General features: G+C 70.7%; 18 protein-coding genes. 11 read left to right on the plus strand and 7 right to left on the minus strand.

All coding sequences use genetic code 11. From position 1 onward, the window contains the following. Positions 1–13: 13 nt before the first annotated feature. Positions 14–568, plus strand: coding sequence for a GNAT family N-acetyltransferase (locus IH26_RS0144275; protein WP_034217306.1), 555 nt, complete (start codon positions 14–16; stop codon positions 566–568). Here the strand turns inward: IH26_RS0144275 and IH26_RS0144280 are convergent. Beyond that, the gene (locus IH26_RS0144280) at positions 522–785 is read right to left on the minus strand and encodes a hypothetical protein (RefSeq protein ID WP_157437676.1); all 264 of its coding nucleotides are present in this window, start codon (positions 783–785) and stop codon (positions 522–524) included. The genes IH26_RS0144275 and IH26_RS0144280 overlap by 47 nt on opposite strands. A 202-nt stretch (positions 786–987) precedes the next feature. On the opposite strand from IH26_RS0144280, the gene IH26_RS0144285 reads away from it, so the two are divergent. The 3 genes from IH26_RS0144285 to pstS all read left to right on the plus strand — a co-directional run bounded on the left by IH26_RS0144285 (position 988) and on the right by pstS (position 3,772). Continuing rightward, positions 988–1,320, plus strand: coding sequence for an STAS domain-containing protein (locus IH26_RS0144285; protein ID WP_030442310.1), 333 nt, complete (start codon positions 988–990; stop codon positions 1,318–1,320). Between the two features lie 83 nt (positions 1,321–1,403). Further along, positions 1,404–2,705, plus strand: coding sequence for a hypothetical protein (locus tag IH26_RS0144290; protein WP_245665960.1), 1,302 nt, complete (start codon positions 1,404–1,406; stop codon positions 2,703–2,705). A 17-nt stretch (positions 2,706–2,722) separates the two neighbouring features. Next, positions 2,723–3,772, plus strand: coding sequence for a phosphate ABC transporter substrate-binding protein PstS (gene pstS, locus IH26_RS0144295; protein WP_051809639.1), 1,050 nt, complete (start codon positions 2,723–2,725; stop codon positions 3,770–3,772). A gap of 113 nt (positions 3,773–3,885) precedes the next feature. On the opposite strand, the gene IH26_RS64120 is transcribed toward pstS, so the two are convergent. The 3 genes from IH26_RS64120 to IH26_RS0144310 all read right to left on the minus strand — a co-directional run bounded on the left by IH26_RS64120 (position 3,886) and on the right by IH26_RS0144310 (position 5,802). Continuing rightward, positions 3,886–4,182 (minus strand): helix-hairpin-helix domain-containing protein, encoded by a 297-nt coding sequence (locus IH26_RS64120; RefSeq protein ID WP_281179840.1) that lies wholly within the window; start codon positions 4,180–4,182, stop codon positions 3,886–3,888. Positions 4,183–5,115: 933 nt separating this feature from the next. Beyond that, the gene (locus IH26_RS0144305; protein ID WP_030442314.1) at positions 5,116–5,385 is read right to left on the minus strand and encodes a GlsB/YeaQ/YmgE family stress response membrane protein; all 270 of its coding nucleotides are present in this window, start codon (positions 5,383–5,385) and stop codon (positions 5,116–5,118) included. A 39-nt stretch (positions 5,386–5,424) separates the two neighbouring features. Then, positions 5,425–5,802 (minus strand): YccF domain-containing protein, encoded by a 378-nt coding sequence (locus IH26_RS0144310; protein WP_245665961.1) that lies wholly within the window; start codon positions 5,800–5,802, stop codon positions 5,425–5,427. A gap of 125 nt (positions 5,803–5,927) precedes the next feature. Here IH26_RS0144310 and IH26_RS0144315 point away from each other — a divergent pair, with 125 nt between their 5' ends. The 6 genes from IH26_RS0144315 (at position 5,928) to IH26_RS0144340 (ending at position 16,007) form a co-directional block, all read left to right on the plus strand. After that, positions 5,928–10,169: a bifunctional nitrate reductase/sulfite reductase flavoprotein subunit alpha gene (locus IH26_RS0144315; RefSeq protein WP_030442316.1), complete on the plus strand. Its 4,242-nt coding sequence runs from the start codon at positions 5,928–5,930 to the stop codon at positions 10,167–10,169. Positions 10,170–10,195: 26 nt separating this feature from the next. Next, the gene (locus tag IH26_RS0144320) at positions 10,196–11,425 is read left to right on the plus strand and encodes an MFS transporter (protein ID WP_211268869.1); all 1,230 of its coding nucleotides are present in this window, start codon (positions 10,196–10,198) and stop codon (positions 11,423–11,425) included. A 240-nt stretch (positions 11,426–11,665) separates the two neighbouring features. Then, positions 11,666–12,193 carry an AAA family ATPase gene (locus IH26_RS0144325; protein ID WP_030442318.1) on the plus strand — a complete coding sequence of 176 codons (528 nt, stop codon included), beginning with the start codon at positions 11,666–11,668 and terminating at the stop codon, positions 12,191–12,193. Between the two features lie 60 nt (positions 12,194–12,253). Next, positions 12,254–12,811: a hypothetical protein gene (locus IH26_RS0144330; RefSeq protein ID WP_245665962.1), complete on the plus strand. Its 558-nt coding sequence runs from the start codon at positions 12,254–12,256 to the stop codon at positions 12,809–12,811. 348 nt (positions 12,812–13,159) lie between these two features. Then, the gene (locus tag IH26_RS0144335) at positions 13,160–14,578 is read left to right on the plus strand and encodes a glycoside hydrolase family 10 protein (RefSeq protein ID WP_030442320.1); all 1,419 of its coding nucleotides are present in this window, start codon (positions 13,160–13,162) and stop codon (positions 14,576–14,578) included. 73 nt (positions 14,579–14,651) lie between these two features. Further along, complete coding sequence (locus IH26_RS0144340) at positions 14,652–16,007, plus strand: extracellular catalytic domain type 1 short-chain-length polyhydroxyalkanoate depolymerase (protein ID WP_030442321.1); 1,356 nt, start codon at positions 14,652–14,654, stop codon at positions 16,005–16,007. A gap of 60 nt (positions 16,008–16,067) precedes the next feature. On the opposite strand, the gene IH26_RS0144345 is transcribed toward IH26_RS0144340, so the two are convergent. Next, positions 16,068–16,802 carry a TIGR03943 family putative permease subunit gene (locus IH26_RS0144345; RefSeq protein ID WP_030442322.1) on the minus strand — a complete coding sequence of 245 codons (735 nt, stop codon included), beginning with the start codon at positions 16,800–16,802 and terminating at the stop codon, positions 16,068–16,070. Next, positions 16,799–17,788, minus strand: coding sequence for a permease (locus IH26_RS0144350; protein WP_051809651.1), 990 nt, complete (start codon positions 17,786–17,788; stop codon positions 16,799–16,801). Before IH26_RS0144350 ends, IH26_RS0144345 begins: the two co-directional genes overlap by 4 nt. Positions 17,789–17,957: 169 nt before the next feature. On the opposite strand from IH26_RS0144350, the gene IH26_RS0144355 reads away from it, so the two are divergent. Further along, a complete protein-coding gene (locus IH26_RS0144355; RefSeq protein ID WP_030442324.1) occupies positions 17,958–19,118 on the plus strand; it encodes a YibE/F family protein in 1,161 nt (386 codons plus the stop codon). On the opposite strand, the gene IH26_RS0144360 is transcribed toward IH26_RS0144355, so the two are convergent. Beyond that, positions 19,051–20,208 (minus strand): 4-hydroxybenzoate 3-monooxygenase, encoded by a 1,158-nt coding sequence (locus IH26_RS0144360; protein ID WP_030442325.1) that lies wholly within the window; start codon positions 20,206–20,208, stop codon positions 19,051–19,053. The genes IH26_RS0144355 and IH26_RS0144360 overlap by 68 nt on opposite strands. Between the last annotated feature and the right edge of the window lie 25 nt (positions 20,209–20,233).

Below are 20,233 nucleotides of genomic sequence, written 5' to 3' on the forward strand. Positions count from 1 at the left end.
CAGGATCGGATCGGTGGGGATCACCTTGCGGCCGCTCGAGTACGAGGACTGGCCGGCCGTGCACGACTGGGCGCGCCGGCTCGACTCCTGCCGCTACCAGGACTGGGGACCCAACACCGAGGCCGAGACCCAGGCGTACGTACGGGAGGCCGCCCGGCTGTGGCACCAGCGGCCGCAGACCAGCTTCCCCCACGTGGTCCTCGCCGGCCCCGGCGTGATCGGCGTGGGCGACCTGCACCTCCGCGGGAGCGGCCAGGGCGAGATCGGCTACGGCATCCACCCGCGCGCCTGGGGGCGGGGACTGGCCACGGCCACCGCCCGTGAGCTGTTGCGGATCGCCTTCGAGGAGCACGGCCTGCACCGCGTCTACGCCACCTGCGACCCGCGCAACGTCGCCTCGGCCCGGGTCCTCACCAAGATCGGAATGACGCACGAGGGCCGGATGCGGGAGACCGTCCTGATCCGGGACGGCTGGCGCGACTCCGACCTCTTCGCGATCCTGGTGCACGAATTCGAGCGGTTCAGAGCATCGGGTGCTCGTGCTCCACGTACGGCTGGCCCAGCGTGAGCTGCGGAGCGCTCAGCGCCCGGGTCATCCGATCGGCGTAATGTCGCGCCGCCTCGACGCTGTCCAGTGCGATCGCGCGCCGGCCGCCCGGACTGACCCGTCCGCCGGTGCGGAGCCGTTCCCGTATGTCGCGCATCGCTGCCAGATGGTCGTCGAGCAGGTTCAGCACGTACGCCGACAGGTCGGCCTGTGCGGCGGGTTCGGCTTCGAGCGTCATGATCACACTCCGGTCAGGTGCATGCGTACCGCGCCATTCTCGTGAGTCACGAGCGGCGACCAACCCATCTTCGTGCAAGACTCCCCGGTAAGGAGGAGGTCTCAGTTTTCTGGGACCGCGAACGACACACCTCCTTCCCGGGGGATGATTCGCGTCGTAAGGTGGTCCGGCGGCTGAACGCACGGTAGCGAAGGGTGATCCGATGCGCGGCTCTGTGCTGGAAGTGCGGACGAGTGCCGACGGGAGCGTCGTGATCGCTCCGCACGGCGTCGTCGGCCTGGACAAGGCGGTCGAGCTGCGGCAGGTCCTGGTGCACACGGTTCGGCGGGTGCGGCCGCTGCGCCTGATCCTCGATCTGACCGATGTCCCGGAGTTGGATCCGATCAATGTCGGTTCGGTGGCCGCCGCGTGCGATCTCGGCGACGACCATCAGGTGGCGGTATTCGTGCACAATCCGCCACCATTGCTCGCCGAACAGCTCACCGCGGCCGGCGTCCCGCACCAGCGACTCCGCACGTCGATGTCCATTAACTGAACGACAAATTGCCGCCCGGTTAACGATACGGAATTGGATCTCCCGCCGATTCCGGAATTGCGGGTGTGCATTACCGTGACGGCGTGCCCGCAGTTATCGAGGCGACGCGAACCATGGCTCGCCGGGCCGTTCAGCCCGAGACTCCCGCCCGGCTGCGCCTCTGGGTCGCGGCCACCGTCCTCACCGCCGCCACGCTGCTCGCGAGCCTGAGCCTGCTCATGGCGCGCGTGCAGGACCAGATCCGGATCATCGGGGACCAGGCCGCGCCGCAGGCCGCGACCGCCGCCGATCTCTACTTCGCCCTCAGCGACATGGACGCCCAGGTCGCGCGCCTGGTGCTCACCGCCGGAAACGACGCGCTCGCCGGCAGCCAGATCGACGCGCTCGGCACGTACCAGGCGCGCAGCCGGCAGGTCGACGCCGATCTGCAGAAGTCGCTGGCCAGTTCGGCCGACACGGACACCGTGCTGACGCTGCTCGACCAACTGGCGGTCTACCGCGAGCGGGTCTGGCAGACGCTCACCGCCGGGGACTCGGCGCAGGGCTACTACACCCAGGCGACCAACACCATGCACCTCGGCCTGCTGCCGGCGGCACAATCGCTTCGCTCCGCTAGCGAGGAAAGGCTTTCCCGGGCGTACGCCGAGAAGCAAGCGACGGAAGTCTGGGCGGTGACACTCGCGATCGCGCTCGGCGGCGCGTTGCTGGTCCTGCTCCTCGCCCTGCAGGTGTGGCTCGCCCGCCGGTTCCGCCGGGTCCTCAACCCGGCGCTGCTCACGGCGACCGTGCTGACGATCGCTCTGGTGCTGCCGGCGATCGCCGTGCTCCTGCTCCAGGGTGAGCGATTGGGATCGGCCCGGTCGGAGAGCCTCACCCCGTTCCTGCGGCTGTCCCAGGCGCGGGCGATCAGTTATGACGCGGCGGCCGACACGAGTCGCTACCTGATCAGTTCGAACCTGCCCTTCTACGACGACGACTTCAAGCGCAAGTCGGCCTGCCTCACCGGGGGCGGTTGCGACACGCCGCTGCCGGCGGTGGCCGGGGGACCGGCTGTCAGCCCGTACCAGACCGATCAGGTGATCACGCGCTGGCAGGCGTACGTCCGCGACCACCAGAAGATCATCGGGCTCGCGGCCGCGGGCCGGAACGACGACGCGATCGGGGCGTTGACCGGAATCCGGCGCGGCGACGCGGCCTTCGACTTCTCCTACTACGACGCGGCGGTCGGGCAGATCGCGGACGCCCGCAAGAGCGCCTTCGATCAGTCCATGCACGACGTGTCGGTGCTGATGCGGGGCTGGGCGGTCCTTCCGCTGGTCGTGATGGGGCTGGTCATCCTGCTGATGCCGCTCGCGGTGCGCAAGCGTTTCGCGGAGTACCGATGACGCGTTCTGGGAGAGTCGTGCGACTTCGGATAGTTGGACTGATCGCGCCGGCCCTGCTGATCGGCGCATGCTCGGGCACGCCGTCGACTCCGATCGCCCAGCCGATCTCCTGCGCCTCCGGAGAGGTCACCGGGCAGGGGTCGTCCGCCCAGGCCAACGCCGTCAGCGCCTGGATCAAGAACTACCAGGTGAGCTGCGCCGACGCGACCGTCTCGTACTCCAGCATCGGGTCGGGAGCGGGAGTGGCCGCGTTCATCGGCAGAACCGGCGACTTCGCGGGCAGCGACTCGCCGGTGTCGGCCGCCGACCAGCCGAAGGTGGCGGCGCGCTGCAAGGGCGCGGCGATCCACCTGCCGATGGTGGTCGGGCCGATCGCGCTCGCCTACAACGTCGCCGGCGTCTCCTCGCTGCGCCTGCAACCGGACACGATCGCGCGCATCTTCGACGGCCGGATCGCGGCCTGGAACGATCCGGGGATCAAGCGCGACAACCCCGGCATCGCCCTACCGGCCACGCCGATCAGAACCGTGCACCGCTCGGACAGCTCCGGCACCACCGACAACTTCACCAAGTTCCTCGCCGGGACCGCCGGCCAGGACTGGAGTTACGGCTCGGGCAGCACGTGGAAGGCGTCGAGCGGGCTCGCCGAGAAGGGCAGCAACCAGGTCGTCTCGACGATCGAACGCTCGGACGGTGCGATCGGTTACGTCGAGGCGTCCTACGCGCGCTTCCATAACCTGCCGATCGCGGCCGTGGGCACCGGCGCCGGCACCTTCACCGCGCTGACCGACGAGGCGGCGGGCCGGATGATCGGTTCCGCCCGCATCACCGGCACCGGCGGCGACCTGCAACTCGCGATCGACTACAAGGCGGTCTCGGCCGAGGCGTACCCGATCGTTCTGGTCACCTACGAGATCGTCTGCAAGACCGGGACACCGGCCCTGGTCAAAAGCTTCCTGACGTACGCGTCGAGCCCCGCCGGGCAGGAAGCCGCGACGCAGCTCGGGTACGCGCCGTTGCCCGAGGACCTGCGGGCGAAGGTGGCCGAGGCGGTCGCCGCCCTGTAGCGGCTGCCAACTCCCGGAAAACCACTCGTTCGAGATCATTCGAAACCCGAAAGTGGTCGACCCGGGCCGCCGTGGAACCGGTGGCAGCCCGGGCCGGGGTGGGGCGCGGTGGCTCAGGCGGTGGCGTCGACCAGCTGCTTGGCCCGCTCCGGCCAGGTCGCGATGCTGGGCGCCGCGCGAACGCCGGCGCCGGCGAGGGCCGCACGGAGCGCGGTCTCGTCGGAGTCGGCGAGCTGCCGGTAGGTGGTGATCCCGGCGGCGGCCAGGGCCGTGGCCATCTTGGGGCCGATGCCGGCGATCTTCGTGAGGTTGTCGCCCTTGGTCGCGGTGGCCACGGCCGAGGCGGGCGCAGCGGCGGCGACGGCCGCGGGCTCGGCGGCCGCCACTGGCTCGGGCTCGGCGGCCGCCACTGGCTCGGCCTCGGCGGCCGCCACTGGCTGGGCGCGGTGGACACCGGCTCGGGCTCCGCGATCGCGGCGACCGGTTCGGGCTCGGCGACCACGGCAACGGGCTCGGCCTCCGCCACGACGACCGGCTCGGCCACCGGCTCAGCCTCCGCCTCGTCGAGGGTCGGCTCGGCCTCGGCGACCGGCTCGGCTTCTGCTGTCGTGTGGGCGTCGGCAGCAGACGTGGTCTCCGCCGGCGACTCATCCATCGTCGCCTCGGGGGCGGACGTGGTGGCGGTGGGGACCGCGGGGGTCTCGGTGGTGGTGGCGGGGGTGCTGGAGTCGGCCGGCCGCGTCGAGCCGGTGCGCATGCCACGCAGGAACCAGCCGCCGACCAGGCCGATCACGACCCCGGCGACCAAAGAAAGAAACGAAGCCATGAAGGGCCTCCGGACAATGAGAACTGCGGATGTAGCGCGCAGCTTTGCACATCGTCTCCTTTGCGCACCATGAGGGTGCCGCGCTCACCTTCGATCGGCGCTCACGGACGGTCACCATCGGTACCCGATCGGATGCGCTCCGTTCGATGTGGTCGACCGGTCGGGAACGCTCGTGACCGTTCACGGCCGGGTCGCAAGTGGACCACTCGATCGGCCGCGTCACGGTCGGCCGAGGCGATCGAGATCGGTCAGCGCCCCACCTGGATAGTCGGCGGGCGCCGCACCGGTACGGCTCTCGCGCAAAGGTGGGCTGAAACGCTCATGCCGACGACAAAAGCAATCTAGTCGGTTACGCGGAGGTCATGACGCGCCGTTCCGTGGCGCGGCGTTCCATGGCGCGGCGTTCCATGGCGCGGCGTTCCGAGGCGGGACGCTGCTGGACGGCATCGGCTGCGGTTGGTGACGGCGTCACGGCGTACGGGAAAATCTCCCGCACGCCGTAACATGCCCGCCTGGATCAGGGACGACGGCCCCGCATCACGCCCTCGGCGATCGCGACGCCGCCGGCCGCGAGCGCCACCTGCAGGATCAGTTCGATCCAGTCGACACCGGGGGTCTTGGCGACGCCGAAGGCGGCGGCGATGAACGTGCCGATCAGGGCCGCCACGACACCGATCAGGAGGGTCAGCCAGAAGCCGATCTTCTGTTTGCCGGGGAGCACGAGGCGGCCCAGCGCCCCGATGATGAGGCCGACGATGATGGCCGTGAAGATGCCGGTGATTTCCATGACGTCCTCCCGTTTGCCGAGGCCGGCCCGGATGGCGGCCTACTCGAGGTCGACGATTTCCCGCCCCAGCGGCCAGAACGCCACCGGGACCAGCTTGAAGTTGGCGATGCCGAACGGGATGCCGATGATCGTCAGGCACTGGGCGATACCGGTCACGAGGTGGGTGAGCGCCAGCCACCAGCCGGCCACGACCACCCAGAGGATGTTGCCGATGCCGGAGGCGACCCCCGCGCCCGGGCGGGAGACCACCGTGCGGCCGAACGGCCACAGTGAGTACACCGCCAGGCGCAGCGAGGCAATGCCGAACGGAATGGTCACGATGAGCACGAAACAGATCAGAGCGGCGAGCCCGTACGCGATCGCGAGCAGGAAGCCGCTGCCGAAGATGAACCACAGAACGTTCAGAATCAACCTCACGTAGTAAGCATGACTCAGTCGCGCCAGGCGATCACAATCGGCGGCGGCCGTTGGTGAGAGCCGGGTAACGCCTCGCGCACAGAAGATTGACGGCCGCGAAACCGCCCCCGCATAGCGTCGTGGGTGTGGTGAACAAGGTGGCCGCGCGGGTCAGGACCGTCTGTGGGTACTGCGGCGTGGGCTGCGGCATGGTGCTGGACGTCGAGCGCCGGGCCGACGGGCGGCGGGTGGCGGTCAAGGCGCGCGGCGATCGTGATCATCCGGCCAACGCGGGACGGCTGTGCACCAAGGGCGCGACCAGCGCGGAGATGTTGTCCGCGCCGGGCCGGCTGGAAACGGCGCTGATCCGGCACGAGCGGGAAGGCGCGCCGACGCCCGTCGGGGTGCTCGAAGCGATCGGCCTCGCCGGCCGGCGACTGCGGACGATCGTCGACGAGCACGGGCCGGACGCCGTGGCGCTGTACGTGTCGGGCCAGATGACGCTCGAGGCGCAGTACCTGGCCAACAAGCTCGCCAAGGGCTTCATCGGAACGAATCAGATCGAGTCGAACTCCCGGCTGTGCATGGCGAGCGCCGGTACCGGCTACAAACTGTCGCTCGGCGCCGACGGGCCGCCCGGCTCCTACGACGACCTCGACCACGCCGACGTGTTCTTCGTGATCGGCGCGAACATGGCCGACTGCCACCCGATCCTGTTTCTGCGGATGATGGATCGGGTCAAGGCGGGAGCGAAACTGATCGTTGTCGACCCCCGGCGCAGCGCGACCGCCGACAAGGCCGACCTGTTCCTGCCGATCCGGCCGGGGACCGATCTGGCGCTGCTCAACGGCCTGCTGCACCTGCTGGTCGCGAACGGCGACATCGACGAGGAGTTCATCGCCGCGTACACCTCGGGCTGGCCGGCGATGCCCGATTTCCTGGCCGACTACCCGCCGGACCGGGTCGCGGAGCTGACCGGGTTGCCGGCGGAGGACATCCGGCGGGCCGCGGAGTGGATCGGTGCGGCCGGCAACTGGGTGACGCTCTGGACGATGGGGCTGAACCAAAGCACGCACGGCACCTGGAACACGAACGCGGTCTGCAATCTGCACCTCGCGACCGGCGCGATCTGCCGCACCGGCAGCGGGCCGCTGTCGCTGACCGGCCAGCCGAACGCGATGGGCGGCCGGGAGATGGGTTACATGGGTCCCGGCCTGCCCGGGCAGCGATCGGTTCTGGTCCCGGCCGATCGCGAGTTCGTGGAGAACGCCTGGGGGCTGCCGGCCGGCGCGCTGCGCACCGAGGTCGGCAAGGGCACGGTCGAGATGTTCGAGCGGATGGCGGCCGGCGAGATCAAGGCCTGCTGGATCATCTGCACCAACCCGGTCGCGTCGGTCGGCAACCGGCGCACGGTGATCGCCGGCCTGGAGGCCGCCGAGTTGGTCATCACGCAGGACGCCTTCGGCGAGACCGAGACCAACGCGTACGCCGATGTGGTGCTGCCGGCGGCGATGTGGTCCGAGGTCGACGGCGTGATGATCAATTCTGAGCGGAATCTGACGCTCGTGCACCCGGCGGTCGATCCGCCCGGCGAGGCGCTCCCGGACTGGAAGCTGATCGCGCTGGTCGCCGCCGAGATGGGTTACGCGGAGCAGTTCCAGTACGAGACGGCCGAGGAGATCCTCGAGGAGATCAAACAGTTCTGGAACCCGCAGACCGGCTATGACCTGCGCGGGGTCACTTACGACCGGCTTGCCGAGGGCCCGGTGCAGTGGCCGTTCCCGCTCGATGCCGAGGCGCGCAATCCGATCCGGTATCGCAACGACGGGGTCAGCCAGGCGCTGCGGGTGAACGAGGACGGCACCCGGCCGGCGCTCACCTTCGCCACGCCGGACGGGCGCGCGGTGTTTCACCCCCGACCGTTTCTGCCCGCGGCCGAACTGCCGGACGACGATTACCCTTTTGTGCTCAACACCGGCCGGGTGCAGCACCAATGGCACACGCTCACCAAGACCGGCAAGGTGGACAAGCTGACGAAGCTGAACCCGGGACCGTTCGTCGAGATCAATCCGGCGGACGCGGAGCGGCTCGGGCTCGCGGCCGGGGCGCCGGTCGAGATCGCGTCGCGACGCGGGCGGGCGGTGCTGCCGGCGGTGGTGACCGATCGGGTGCTGCCGGGGAACTGCTTCGCACCGTTCCACTGGAACGACCTCTTCGGGGAGTACGTGTCGGTCAACGCGGTCACCAACGACGCGGTCGATCCGCTGTCCTTCCAGCCCGAGCTCAAGGTCTGTGCGGTCGCCCTGACGCCGGCGCCGCTTCCCCGCGCCCTTCCCGCCGCGGCGGGCTCGCCGGGGCCCTCCTCGCGCGGCGGTCCTTCGCCGGTCACGGCGTTCCCGGCGACGGGCCGCGCGGGTTCGGACTTTCCGGGCGCGGCCTCTCCCGGTGGGGGTGCGACCCCGGCGGGCGTGACTTTGCCGCGTGGCGGTGCGGCCATTGGGGCCGCGGCTTGGTCGGGTGGGGATGCTCTCTCGGCGGGCGTGGCCTCGCCGGGCGGGACGGCGCCGGGCGCGACCGAGCTCCTGCGCGCGGCGCTGGGGCTGCCGGCGGTGCCGGTGCTGGATGAGGCGCAGCGGCACTATCTGTCGGGCTTCCTGAGTGCGGTCAGTGTGCTGGCCGGTTCGCAGGCGGCGCCGCCGGTGCTGCCGGCCGGGGCGCCATTCGATCCGGCGGCGACCGCTTGGGTCAACGGGCTGCTGGCGGGGACCTTCGGTCGCGTACCGGAGAAGGCCCTTGATCCAGGGGAGCCGGCGGCGACGCCCAGCCGGCGGTTGCAGGTGTTGTGGGCTTCGCAGACCGGGAACGCGGAGGACTTCGCGCAAGCGGTCGGAAAACGACTCGCGGACGCCGGCCGGCCCGCCGAGCTGCGCGGGATGGACGCGTCGGCGACGGAGCTCTTGGAGTCGGCCGCCGACCTGCTCATCGTGACGAGCACCTTTGGCGACGGCGAGGCGCCTGACAACGGGACCGGCTTCTGGGAGTCGCTGACCGGGCCGGACGCGCCGCGGCTCGACGGCCGACGGTTCGCGGTGCTCGCTCTCGGCGACTCGAGCTACGACGACTTCTGCGGGCACGGGCGCCGGCTCGACGACCGGCTCGCCGAGCTCGGCGCGGTGCGGCTGACCCCGCGGGTCGACTGCGAGCCGGACTTCGAGGAGGACGCGAACGCGTGGCTGGAGCAGGTGGTCGTGGCGCTCACCGCGCCGGCCGCCGCGCCCGCACCACAGCCGACCCGGGCGGCGCCGCTGACCGCGACGCTGATCGGAAATGAGCTGTTGAGCGGGGCCGGCTCGGCGAAGGAGGTGCGGCGGTTCACCTTCGACACCGGCGGCAAGCTGGAGTACGCCGCGGGCGACGCGCTCGGGATCTGGCCGTCGAACTCGCCCGATCTGGTCGCCGAGTGGCTGACCGTGACCGGCCTGCGAGCGGATCAGACCGTTTCGATCGCGAAGCTCGGCGCCCGCCCGCTCACCGACGCGCTGCACCGCGACCTCGACATCACCCGGATCACGCCGGATCTGCTGCGCTTCCTTGCCGAGCGGACCGCCGATCCGTTCCTGAAAACGCTGCTGCGCCCGGACAACAAGGGCGAACTGGCGAAGTGGATGTGGGGCCGGCAGGCCGTCGACCTGATCGCCGAGTACCCGGTGCGGGCGGCCGCTCAGGAGTGGGCGGATGCGCTCAAGCGGATGCAGCCCCGGCTGTACTCGATCTCGTCGACCCCGCTCACCGACCCGTCGCTGGTCAGCCTGACCGTGTCGGTGGTCCGGTTCGACAACCACCGCGGCGTGCCCCGCCGGGGCGTCTGCTCGTCGTTCCTGGCCGACACCGCCGACGAGGTACCGGTGTTCGTGCAGCGCTCGCCGCACTTCCGGCCGCCCGCCGACCCGTCCACTCCCATGATCATGGTGGGGCCGGGCACCGGGGTCGCGCCGTTCATCGGGTTCCTCCGCGAGCGGCAGGCCCGCGGTGCCACCGGACCGAACTGGCTCTTCTTCGGTGAGCAACGCCGGGACACCGACTTCTACTACGCGGACGAGTTGGCGTCGCTGCGGACCGACGGGGTCCTGACCCGGCTGGATCTGGCGTTCTCCCGCGACCAGCGCAGCAAGGTGTACGTCCAGGATCGGATGCGCGAGCACGGCGCCCAGTTGTGGTCGTGGCTGCAGGACGGCGCTCATTTGTACGTCTGTGGCGACGCCAGCCGGATGGCCCGGGACGTGGATCAGGCACTGCGGGACATCGCGGCCACGCACGGCCGGGTCGATCCCGACACGTACGTGAAGCAGTTGTCCTCGGAAAAGCGATACGCCCGCGACATCTACTGACCCGGGGATGGACCTAGAGTCCGATCGTGGGCGTGGGCGTGGGCGTGGGCGTGGGCGTGGGCGGGGGCGGGGGCGGGTCGGCGGGCCGGCGGCGGTGGGCCGTGCTGGTGACCGGGATGGCGGCGATGACCGCCAGTTGCACGGTTCAGTTCGGCTTGCCGTTTCTGATTCCGGCGTTGCGCGCCGGCGGGCTGACGCTGGAGCAGGCCGGTGTCGTGACGGCGGCACCGGTGGCCGGGCTGATGTGCACGCTGATCGCCTGGGGCGCGGCCGCCGATCGCTGGGGCGAGCGATGGGTGATGACGATCGGTCTGGGCGCGGCCGGGTTGACTCTGCTGGCCGCGGTGGGCGCCGCCGGCGTGGTGTGGCTCGCCGCGTGTTTCTTCGCGGCCGGCGCCTTCGGCGGCGCGGTGCAGGCGTCGAGCGGGCGCTTGATCCTCGGCTGGTTCGCGGCCCGGGAACGCGGGCTGGCGATGGGATTGCGGCAGACGTCCGTGCCGTTGGGGGTGGCCGTCGCGGCGCTGACCCTGCCGGTCCTGAGCCGATCGTTCGCGCTCGTCTTCCTCGGGACGTCGTGTCTGATCGCGAGCACGCTGACCGGCCTGATCGTCCGGGACCCGCCGAGAACGCCGGGCAAAGCGGAGGGTGATGCCGCCGGGGCCGGTTCGCCGTATCGCACGGGCGTGTTGTGGCGGATTCACACGGCAAGCGCTCTCCTGGTCGTTCCCCAGGTCACGGTGGCGACGTTCGCGCTGGTGTACCTGGTCGACGACCATGGCTGGCCGGCAGGCGGGGCCGGCCGGCTGCTCGCGACGGGGCAGGTCGGCGGCGCGCTCGCCCGGATCGTGGCCGGGTGGTGGTCGGACCGGATCGGTTTGCGGCTGCGACCGATGCGCCAGGTGGCGGTGGCGATCGCGATCGCCCTCGCGCTGCTGGCGGCCAGCACACACTCGGCGGCGGCGGTCGGCGTGTTGCTGGCCGCCGGGATCCTGACCTTCAGTCCGAACGGGCTGGCGTTCACCGCCGTGGCCGAGCGGGCCGGGAGCGCCTGGGCGGGCCGGGCCCTGGGTGTGCAGAACACCGCCCAGAACCTGGCCGGCACCGCCACCGTCCCGATCATGGCCACGGTCATCTCGGCGACCGGCTATCGGGTCGCCTTCGCCGCGACGATCGCGTTTCCGCTGGCCGCCGCCGCGATGATCCCGGTCGGCGCGGAGCGGGGAAGGCGGGCCGAGAGCTCGTCGTCCCGCGCCTGATCACGAGCGTGGTCTAGCGCCGGGGCTTCGCGCGCCGCTTTGCGGGGCGGGGGCTTGCTGCGTGGCGGGGGTTTGCGCGCCCGGGGGCTCGCGCGTTGGGGCTTGCGCGGCGGGGGCTTGCGCGCCCGAGGCTTGCGCGCCCGGGGGCTCGCGCGCCCGGGGCTTGCGCGCCCGAGGGCTCGCGCGGTGGGGCGCGTACGCCGGGGCTCGCGTCGCTCGGGGTGGTGGGACCATGGCGGTATGCGTGCGTTCATCCTCACCGGGACGCCCGGGTCGGGTAAGACGGCGATCCTGCGGCAGCTCGAGGCGAACGGGCATCCCGTCGTCGAGGAGGCGGCCACCGATGTGATCGCGCTCGGGCAGGCGCTCGGCGATCCGCGGCCGTGGGAGACGACCGGATTCGCCGAGCGGATCCTCGCGCTGCAGCGGCAGCGGCGACGGGTCGCCGAGGCGTACGACCATGATCTGGTCTTTTTCGATCGGTCGCCGGTGTGCACGCTGGCGCTCTGCCGGTACGCCGGCCTGCCCGTGCCGGAGGGCCTGCTCGCGGCGATCGACGGTTATGAGCGGGTGGCGTTCCTCGTACGCAATCTGGGGTTCGTGGAACCCACGGCCGCGCGGCGGATCACCTTCGAGCAGTCGATCGGTTTCGAGCGCATTCATGAGGAGACGTATCGGGAGCTCGGGTTCGAGCTGGCAGAGGTGCCGCCGGGGGAGTTGGCGGCGCGAACGGAACTGATCGAAAGCGCAACCAGGGTTCGGCCCTAGGGGGACGGACCGGGACCTCACCGATGCCGTCTCGGGTGTGGACGTTCCTAGGCTCGGGCCATGAGATCGATGGCCTTCGCCGCGCCGCTGCTGATGCTAGCCTACGGCGTTCTTCGCTGGACGGACGGGCTGGACGGGCACCACCACAAGGGCAGCCTCGCCTGGAACGCCGGGCACGTCGCGTTCCTCGCCTCGATGGCGACGTTCGTGCTTCTGGCGGTCGCTTTGTATCGGCGGGCGACGCTCGGCAGACGCACCGCGCTCGTGGCCGCCGCGGTCGCCGTGTTCGGGGCCGGCTGCATGATCTGGGTGATCGTCGGTGATCTGTCGCGATCGTTCGCCGTCGACCATCCGCTCCCGGGCGTGCTGCAACTGATCGGCCCGATCGGGTTCGTGCTCGGCACGATCGGCCTGCTCAGCCTGCAGGTCGCGGCCGGGCGGCTGCCGGTGTGGAGCCCGATGCTGTTCTTCGCCGGGTACACGGCGATCACCATCAACCTCAACCTGCTGCCGTTCGCGGCGCTGCTGATCCTGGGAGCGATGTGGCCGCTCGCCCGGCCGTCGGTGGCCGCGACCCAGCCGGCGCGACGAACGGCATCGACGTCGCGGACAGCGTGATCGCGGCGTCCCGGCCGCGCCCGATGCGTGAGCGGTGCCCGGCGCGAAGTGGAGCGCCAAGGGAGCCGGACGGTCTGAGCGCGAGAAACGCGCGCTGAAACGGTTCATTCGGATGTGTCAACGATGTCATTCCGCGAACTCCGAAACTTCCGGAACGCAGGCGACGGGGAAGGGTGCCAAAATACCTAGCAGAACCCCTCAAAACGGGTGTTGGGAGCGTTCCCATCTCCATAGCCCCGCAACTTGGGTGTTGAGATTTCCGGAACGTGCCGTTAATGTTTCGATCGATCCGGATCACTTTCTGCTGTATCGGCTCCCGCCCGTCCCCCTGCACAGCTGGAAGGAATCATGAACCGTTCCCCCCGGCGGCGTGTCCTCGCCGCCACCCTCTCCGCCTCCGCCGCGCTCCTCGCCGCGGCCGGCTCGCTGATCGTCGCGACGGGCAACGCCGAAGCGGCCACCACGCTCGGCGCCTCCGCCGCCGCCACGGGCCGCTACTTCGGCACGGCCGTCGCCGCGTACAAGCTGAGCGATTCGGTCTACACGACGATCCTCGATCGCGAGTTCAACATGGTCACGCCCGAGAACGAGATGAAGTGGGACGCCACCGAGCCCTCGCAGAACTCGTTCTCCTACGGCAGCGCCGATCAGATCGTCAGCCACGCTCAAGCGCACAACATGCGCATCCGCGGTCACGCGCTGGCCTGGCACTCGCAGCAGCCGGGCTGGGTGCAGAGCCTCTCCGGCACCGCGCTGCGCAACGCCATGCTCAACCACATCACCAACGTCGCCGGCCACTACAAGGGCAAGATCTACTCCTGGGACGTGGTGAACGAGGCGTTCAGCGACAACGGCGACGGCTCCCGCCGCCAGTCCAACCTGCAGGCCACCGGCAACGACTGGATCGAGGCCGCGTTCAAGGCCGCGCGCGCCGCCGACCCGGGCGCCAAGCTCTGCTACAACGACTACAACACCGACGGCGTCAACGCGAAGTCGACCGCCGTGTACAACATGGTCAAGGACTTCAGGTCGCGTGGCGTCCCGATCGATTGTGTCGGTTTCCAATCGCACATCAACTCGGCATCCCCGCTGCCCGGCGACTACCAGGCCAACCTGCAGCGGTTCGCCGATCTCGGCGTCGACGTGCAGATCACCGAGCTGGACATCGCCGGGTCGGGCACGGCCCAGGCCAACACGTACGCCAGTGTGGTTCGGGCCTGTCTCGCCGTGGCGCGCTGCAACGGCATCACCGTCTGGGGCATCCGCGACTCGGACTCGTGGCGCTCCGGCGACACTCCTCTGCTGTTCGACAACAACGGCAACAAGAAGGCCGCGTACGACTCGACCCTGAACGCTCTGAACGCGGGCGGAACGACCACCCCGCCCACGACGCCGCCGACGACGCCGCCCACCACCCCGCCGACGACGCCGCCCACCACCCCGCCGACGACGCCGCCCACCACGCCGCCGACCGGCTCGGGCTGCAGCGCCACGGTCTCCCTCAACCAGTGGACCGGCGGGTTCGTGGCCACGGTCCGGGTGACCGCCGGCTCGGCCGCGCTCAAGGGCTGGACCGTCGGGCTGACCCTGCCCGGCGGGGCCGCCGTCACCAACACCTGGAACGCCACGGCCAGCGGTAGCAGCGGCGCGGTGAGCTTCACCAACGTCAGCTACAACGGCACGGTCGCGGCCGGCGCGTACACCGAGTTCGGGTTCCAGGGCACCGGCACCGGCCCGGCCGGCGTCTCCGCCTGCACCGCTCGCTGAGTCGGGCGCGGCCACGGGGCATCACCCGTCCGGTGCCCAGTGGCCGCGCCATCCCCCTGACGAAGGACTTGCCATGAAGAAACTGCTTGCCAGCTTCGCCGCCGCCGCGGCGGTGATCCTCGGTCTGGTGGCCCTGCCGGCCTCGCCCGCCGCCGCGGCGTCGCTGCAGGAGGTGACCGGCTTCGGCACCAACCCGACCGGCATCCGGATGTACCTCTACGTGCCGGACAAGCTCGCCGCGAACCCCGGGCTGCTGGTCGCCGTGCACTACTGCACCGGCTCCGGCCCGGCGTTCTACTCCGGCACCGAGTTCCACTCGCTCGCCGACCAGTACGGCTTCATCGTCATCTACCCGTCCACGGTCCGCAGCGGCAACTGCTGGGACGTCTCGAGCCCGGGCGCGCTCACGCACAATGGCAGCAGCGACCCGGTCGGGATCGTCTCGATGGTCAAGTACGTGCAGTCGAAGTACCACACCGACACCGCGCGTACGTATGTGACCGGCGCGTCGTCCGGCGGCATGATGACCAACGTCATGCTCGCCGACTATCCGGACGTCTTCGCGGCCGGCGCCGCCTTCATGGGCGTCCCGGACACGTGCTTCGCGGCGAGCGCCGGCGATCCGACCAACCCGGCGAACCAGGCCGGCTGGAACAGCGCGTGCGCGAACGGTCAAGTGATCAAAACCGCTCAGCAGTGGGGCGACGCGGCGCGTGGCTCGTACCCGGGCTACTCCGGCCGCCGCCCGCGCATGCAACTGTTCCACGGCACCGCCGACACGACGCTCAACTACAACAACTTCGGCGAAGAGATCAAGCAGTGGACCAACGTGCTCGGCGTGAGCCAGACGCCGGTCGCGACCGACACGCCGCAGTCCGGCTGGACCCGCACCCGATACGGTTCGAACACCACGCAGGCGCCGGTCGAGGGGATCAGCGTGGCGGGCGTCGGCCACTCGCTGCCGCTCTCCGGGCAGGCGAAGATGGCGATCTCGTTCTTCGGCCTCGACGGCAGCACGCCGACGTCGCCGCCGACCACCCCGCCGACCACGACCCCGACGACTCCGCCCACGACTCCGCCGACGACTCCGCCCACCACGCCGCCGACCGGTGGCGGGTGCAAGGTGACCTCGCAGATCAGCGCCTGGAACACCGGCCTGACCGCGAACCTCACCATCACCAACACCAGCGCGGCGGCCCTCAACGGCTGGCGGCTGACCTTCACGCTGCCGTCCGGCCAGACCATCACGAACGGCTGGAACGCCACCTACAGCCCGGCCTCCGGGCAGGTCACCGCCACCAACGTTGCCTACAACGGCGCGCTGCCGGCCGGCGGATCGACCACGATCGGTTTCCAGGCCACGCACACCGGCAACAGCGGCGCACCGACTGGATACGCGCTCAACGGCACCACTTGCACCACCGCCTGATCGGGGGCCACCGCCCGATCGGCCCGGCGTCGCCGCGGAGACCGACACTCCGCGGCGACGCTATGAATAGGGCTGCTTCGGCTCCGGGATCGCTTCCCAGGACTTCACCTCGACGTACGCCATGTCCACGTTGTTGGCCGGGTCCTTGGCGCGCTTGGCCGTGTAAACCCCGTCCACCTGAATCCACGTGTCGGCCGGCACGTCGAGCGGAACCTTCCCCGTCATCCCCACCTTGATCGGCCGCCCGTCCGCGGCGCAGCAGGTGAGGACGATCCGGGCCAGCATCGGCTGCCCGTCCGGCCCCGGCGTGACGAAGCCGGACATCCGCAGGTTGCGCCCGGTCAGCGACTTGCCGTCGTCGAAGAGTGCCCGCGACGCGTAGTCGAGCAGCCCCACCTGGGCGGGATCGCCGGCTGGCAGCGGCGGGTAGTCCGAGCCGGAGGCGGGCGCCGCGCTCACGCTGCCGGCCTTGCCCGCGGCGAACGAGCCGAGCGCCGGCGGCGACACCAGCAGCAGCCCCAGGACCGGCAGCACGAGCAGCCAGCCGACCCGCGGCTCGTGATGGGCGTGCCCGTGCCCGTCGTGGTCCTCCTCCTCCAAAGAAGAAGAGGTCGAACGCGCCCGCATCGCCGACCACAGCGTCATCGCCGCCGCCACGATCAGCAGCACACCGGCCGCGATCAGATACGGTCGCAACCCGGCCTTCACGTACCGCAGAAAGAGGTCGGTGACCGACGCGCGCAGGATCGCTCCGCCGAAGAGGAACAGGACGACGGCCTGGGTGAGGCGGCTCATAGCAGCACCAGCCCGGTGGCCGTGCCGACCAGGATCGCCGCCACGAGCGTCGTCGGCGCGAACCGCCACATGAAGCGCCGCCCGAACACGCCGGTCTGCATCGCGATCAGCTTGAGGTCGATCATCGGCCCCACCACTAGGAACACCAGCCGCGCCGTCAGCGAGAACTGGGACAGCGACGCCGCCACGAACGCATCCGCCTCGCTGCAGATCGAGAGCAGCACGGCCAGGACCGCCAGCGCCAGCACCGACAGCACCGGATGAGCCGCCAGACGCGCCAACCACGTCGCCGGCACCACCACGTTGATGGTCGCCGCGGCCGCCGCGCCCATCACCAGGTAGCCGCCCGCGTGCATCACGTCGTGCCGGATCGCCGACCAGAACGCCTCGAAGCGCGCCTTCCCCTCGAGGTCGGGCCGGTGCGGCAGCCGGATCCACGACTCCTTGCCGAGCTTGAGCCACAGCCAGCCCATCCCGACCGCCACGATCAGGCTCGCCGCCCCGCGCCCGATCACCATCTCCGGCTTGCCGGGAAAGGCGACCGCCGTGGCCGTCAGCACGATCGGGTTGATCGCCGGCGCCGCGAGCAGGAACGCGATCGCCGCCGCCGGGGTCACGCCGCGGCGGATCAGCGACCCGGCGATCGGCACGCTGCCGCACTCGCACCCGGGCAGCACCACCCCGGCCAGCCCCGCCGCGGGCACCGCCAGCGCCGGATGTTTCGGCAGCGCCTTCTCCCAGAACGAGCGCGGCACGAAGACCGCGATGATCGCCGACAGCACGACCCCGAAGACCAGGAACGGCACGGCCTGCACCAGCACCGAGACGAACACCGTGGTCCAGGTCTGCAGCCGCGCCCCGGTCATCAGCCCGGCCAGCCAGCCGCGCAGGACGACCAGCAGCACGAGCAGCCCGGCCAGCACCTCGAGCGATCCGATCCGCCGCTCGCGGGCGGGCGTGGCCGGGGCAGGCGGGGACTCGGGCAGGGCAACCGGAGGCGCCGCGGACGCCGGCAGGTCGGTCTGAGTCACGGGTCACTCCCCACACGATGGGCCGCGACCACCTTAGCCGCGCGAACCGCAAGATCCCGAAACCGGGCTGTCCTGCGCATATGTTCATTTGTGAATAGTTGGGCGCCGGGATAGCCTCGCGAGCTTGAGCCACAGCCACACGCACGAGGCGCCGAGGGCGCGCACGCCGCGGGCCCTGGTCGCGGTGTTGGTCCCGGCCGCGGTGGCCACGCTGGTCGCGATGCTCGTGCTCTGGCCGGGCCACGTCAAGCCCACCCCGAACCAGGACGCCGGTCAGCGCGCGCTCGGCACGGTCACCTTCATTCAAAAACCTTTGGCGACCGTACGGGTGACCGCCGGGCCCGGAAAGGGCACCACGACCACGGTGGCCCTCCCGACCGGCCCCGGATCGCCCACCCTGAGCACCGGCGACAAGGTGGTCATGCTGTACGCCCCGGACGCGGTCGCCGGCGGCCCGCCCTACACGGTCGTCGACCACCAGCGGGCCGGCCCGATGATCTGGCTGGTCCTCGCGGCGGTGCTGGCCGTGCTCGCCTTCGGCCGCCGGCTCGGACTCACCTCGCTGGCGGCCCTCGGGGTCAGCTTCGCCGGCCTGCTGTTCTTCGTGATCCCGGCGATCCTGAACGGCGAGAACCCGCTGCTGGTCGCGGTGGTCGGTGCGGCCGCCATCATGTTCGCCGTCCTCTACCTGACGCACGGCTTCAACGCGCACACCTCGGTGGCGGTGGCGGGCACCCTGGCCAGCCTGGTGCTCACCGGCCTGCTCGGCGCCGGGTTCACCGCCGCCCTGCACCTGACCGGGGTGGCCGGCGACGACGACGCGTTCCTGGCCGCCACCCGGGGCAACATCGACATGCGCGGGCTGCTGCTGGCCGGCATCGTGATCGGCGCGCTCGGTGTGCTCGACGACGTCACGGTCACCCAAGCCGCGGCCGTCGGCGAACTGGCGGCGGCCGGCGAGACCGAGCTCTACCGGGCGGCGGACCGGATCGGCCGGGCGCACGTGGCCAGCGCCGTGAACACGCTGATCCTCGCGTACGCCGGCGCCTCTCTGCCCTTGATCTTGCTCTTGGCCACCGACGGCAGGCCGGCCGGCGAGGTGCTGACCGGCGAGTTGCTCGCGCAGGAGGTGCTGCGCGGCGCGGTGGGCACCATCGGCCTGGTCGCCTCCGTGCCGATCACGACCGGTCTCGCGGTGCTCGTCGCCCGGAACTCGTCTAAAAACCGATCGGCAGACCCGCGTAGTTCTCGGCGAGACCGGTTGCCCCGGCATTCGAGGACGTGACCCAGCGCAGCTGGGAGAGCTGCAGCTGGGCGTCGAACGGGTCGTCACTCGTATGCAACATCGTGGTCATCCACCAGGAGAAATGCGTGCAGCGCCAGACGCGGCGCAGGGCGTCGACGGAGTACGACTCCGACAAAGTAAGGGACCCTTCCTGGAAACGGGCGACGAACGCCGCCGCCAGGAGCGTCACGTCGGCGATCGCCAGGTTCAGCCCCTTCGCGCCGGTCGGCGGCACGATGTGCGCGGCGTCGCCGGCGAGGAAGAGGTTGCCGTGCCGCATCGGGGTCTGCACGTAGCTGCGCATCGGGAGCACGCTCTTGTCGGTGATCGGCCCGGGGGTCAGCTTCCAGCCGTCCTGCCCGTGGCCGAGGCGCAGCGCCAGCTCCGACCAGATCCGGTCGTCGGACCACGAGGCCGGATCGGTGCCGTTGGGAACTTGCAGGTAAAGGCGGCTCACCGTGGGGGAGCGCATCGAGTGCAGGGCGAACCCGTTCGGGTGCCAGGCGTAGATGAGCTCGTCGGTGGAGGGCGCGACGTCGGCGAGAATGCCCAGCCAGGAGTACGGATAGGTGCGCTCGAAGGTCTCCGACGGCACCGCGTTGCGGCTCGGCCCGAACGAACCGTCGCACCCAGCGATCACCTCGGCGTCCAGGCGCTGCGGTGTCCCGTCCCGATCGAGATAGGTCACATATGGCCGATCGCTCTCGACGTCGTGCAGCGCGACCGCGGTGACCTCGTAGCGCACGTCGGCCGTGCCGGCGGCGACCAGATCCTTCTGCACCTCGGTCTGGCCGTACACCCAGACCGTACGGCCGGTCAGGTCGACGAAATCGAGGTGGTGGCGCTCGCCCGGCCAGTTCAGGTAGATGCCCCGGTGCTCGTGCCCCTCCGATCGCAACCGATCGCCCAGGCCCACCGAACTGAGCAGATCGACGCTCGACTGCTCGAGGATGCCGGCCCGGATCCGGGACGCGACGTACTCCTGGGAGCGGGTCTCGAGGACCACGGAGTCGACGCCGCCGCGGGTGAGCAGGTGGGCGAGCAGCAGGCCGGCGGGGCCCGCGCCGATGATGGCGACCTGGGTACGCATGCCACCAGCCAACCCGCACCGGGCC

Source organism: Actinoplanes subtropicus (genome assembly GCF_000721705.1).
In the GTDB taxonomy this organism is placed as follows: domain Bacteria; phylum Actinomycetota; class Actinomycetes; order Mycobacteriales; family Micromonosporaceae; genus Actinoplanes; species Actinoplanes subtropicus.

Coding starts and splice junctions, on each gene's coding strand:
- IH26_RS0144280 (WP_157437676.1), bottom strand. CDS start 785: ATGACGCTCGAAGCCGAACCCGCCGCACAGGCCGACCTGTCGGCGTAC.
- IH26_RS0144285 (WP_030442310.1), top strand. CDS start 988: ATGCGCGGCTCTGTGCTGGAAGTGCGGACGAGTGCCGACGGGAGCGTC.
- IH26_RS0144305 (WP_030442314.1), bottom strand. CDS start 5,385: ATGGAAATCACCGGCATCTTCACGGCCATCATCGTCGGCCTCATCATC.
- IH26_RS0144325 (WP_030442318.1), top strand. CDS start 11,666: ATGCGTGCGTTCATCCTCACCGGGACGCCCGGGTCGGGTAAGACGGCG.
- IH26_RS0144330 (WP_245665962.1), top strand. CDS start 12,254: ATGAGATCGATGGCCTTCGCCGCGCCGCTGCTGATGCTAGCCTACGGC.
- IH26_RS0144335 (WP_030442320.1), top strand. CDS start 13,160: ATGAACCGTTCCCCCCGGCGGCGTGTCCTCGCCGCCACCCTCTCCGCC.
- IH26_RS0144340 (WP_030442321.1), top strand. CDS start 14,652: ATGAAGAAACTGCTTGCCAGCTTCGCCGCCGCCGCGGCGGTGATCCTC.
- IH26_RS0144345 (WP_030442322.1), bottom strand. CDS start 16,802: ATGAGCCGCCTCACCCAGGCCGTCGTCCTGTTCCTCTTCGGCGGAGCG.
- IH26_RS0144360 (WP_030442325.1), bottom strand. CDS start 20,208: ATGCGTACCCAGGTCGCCATCATCGGCGCGGGCCCCGCCGGCCTGCTG.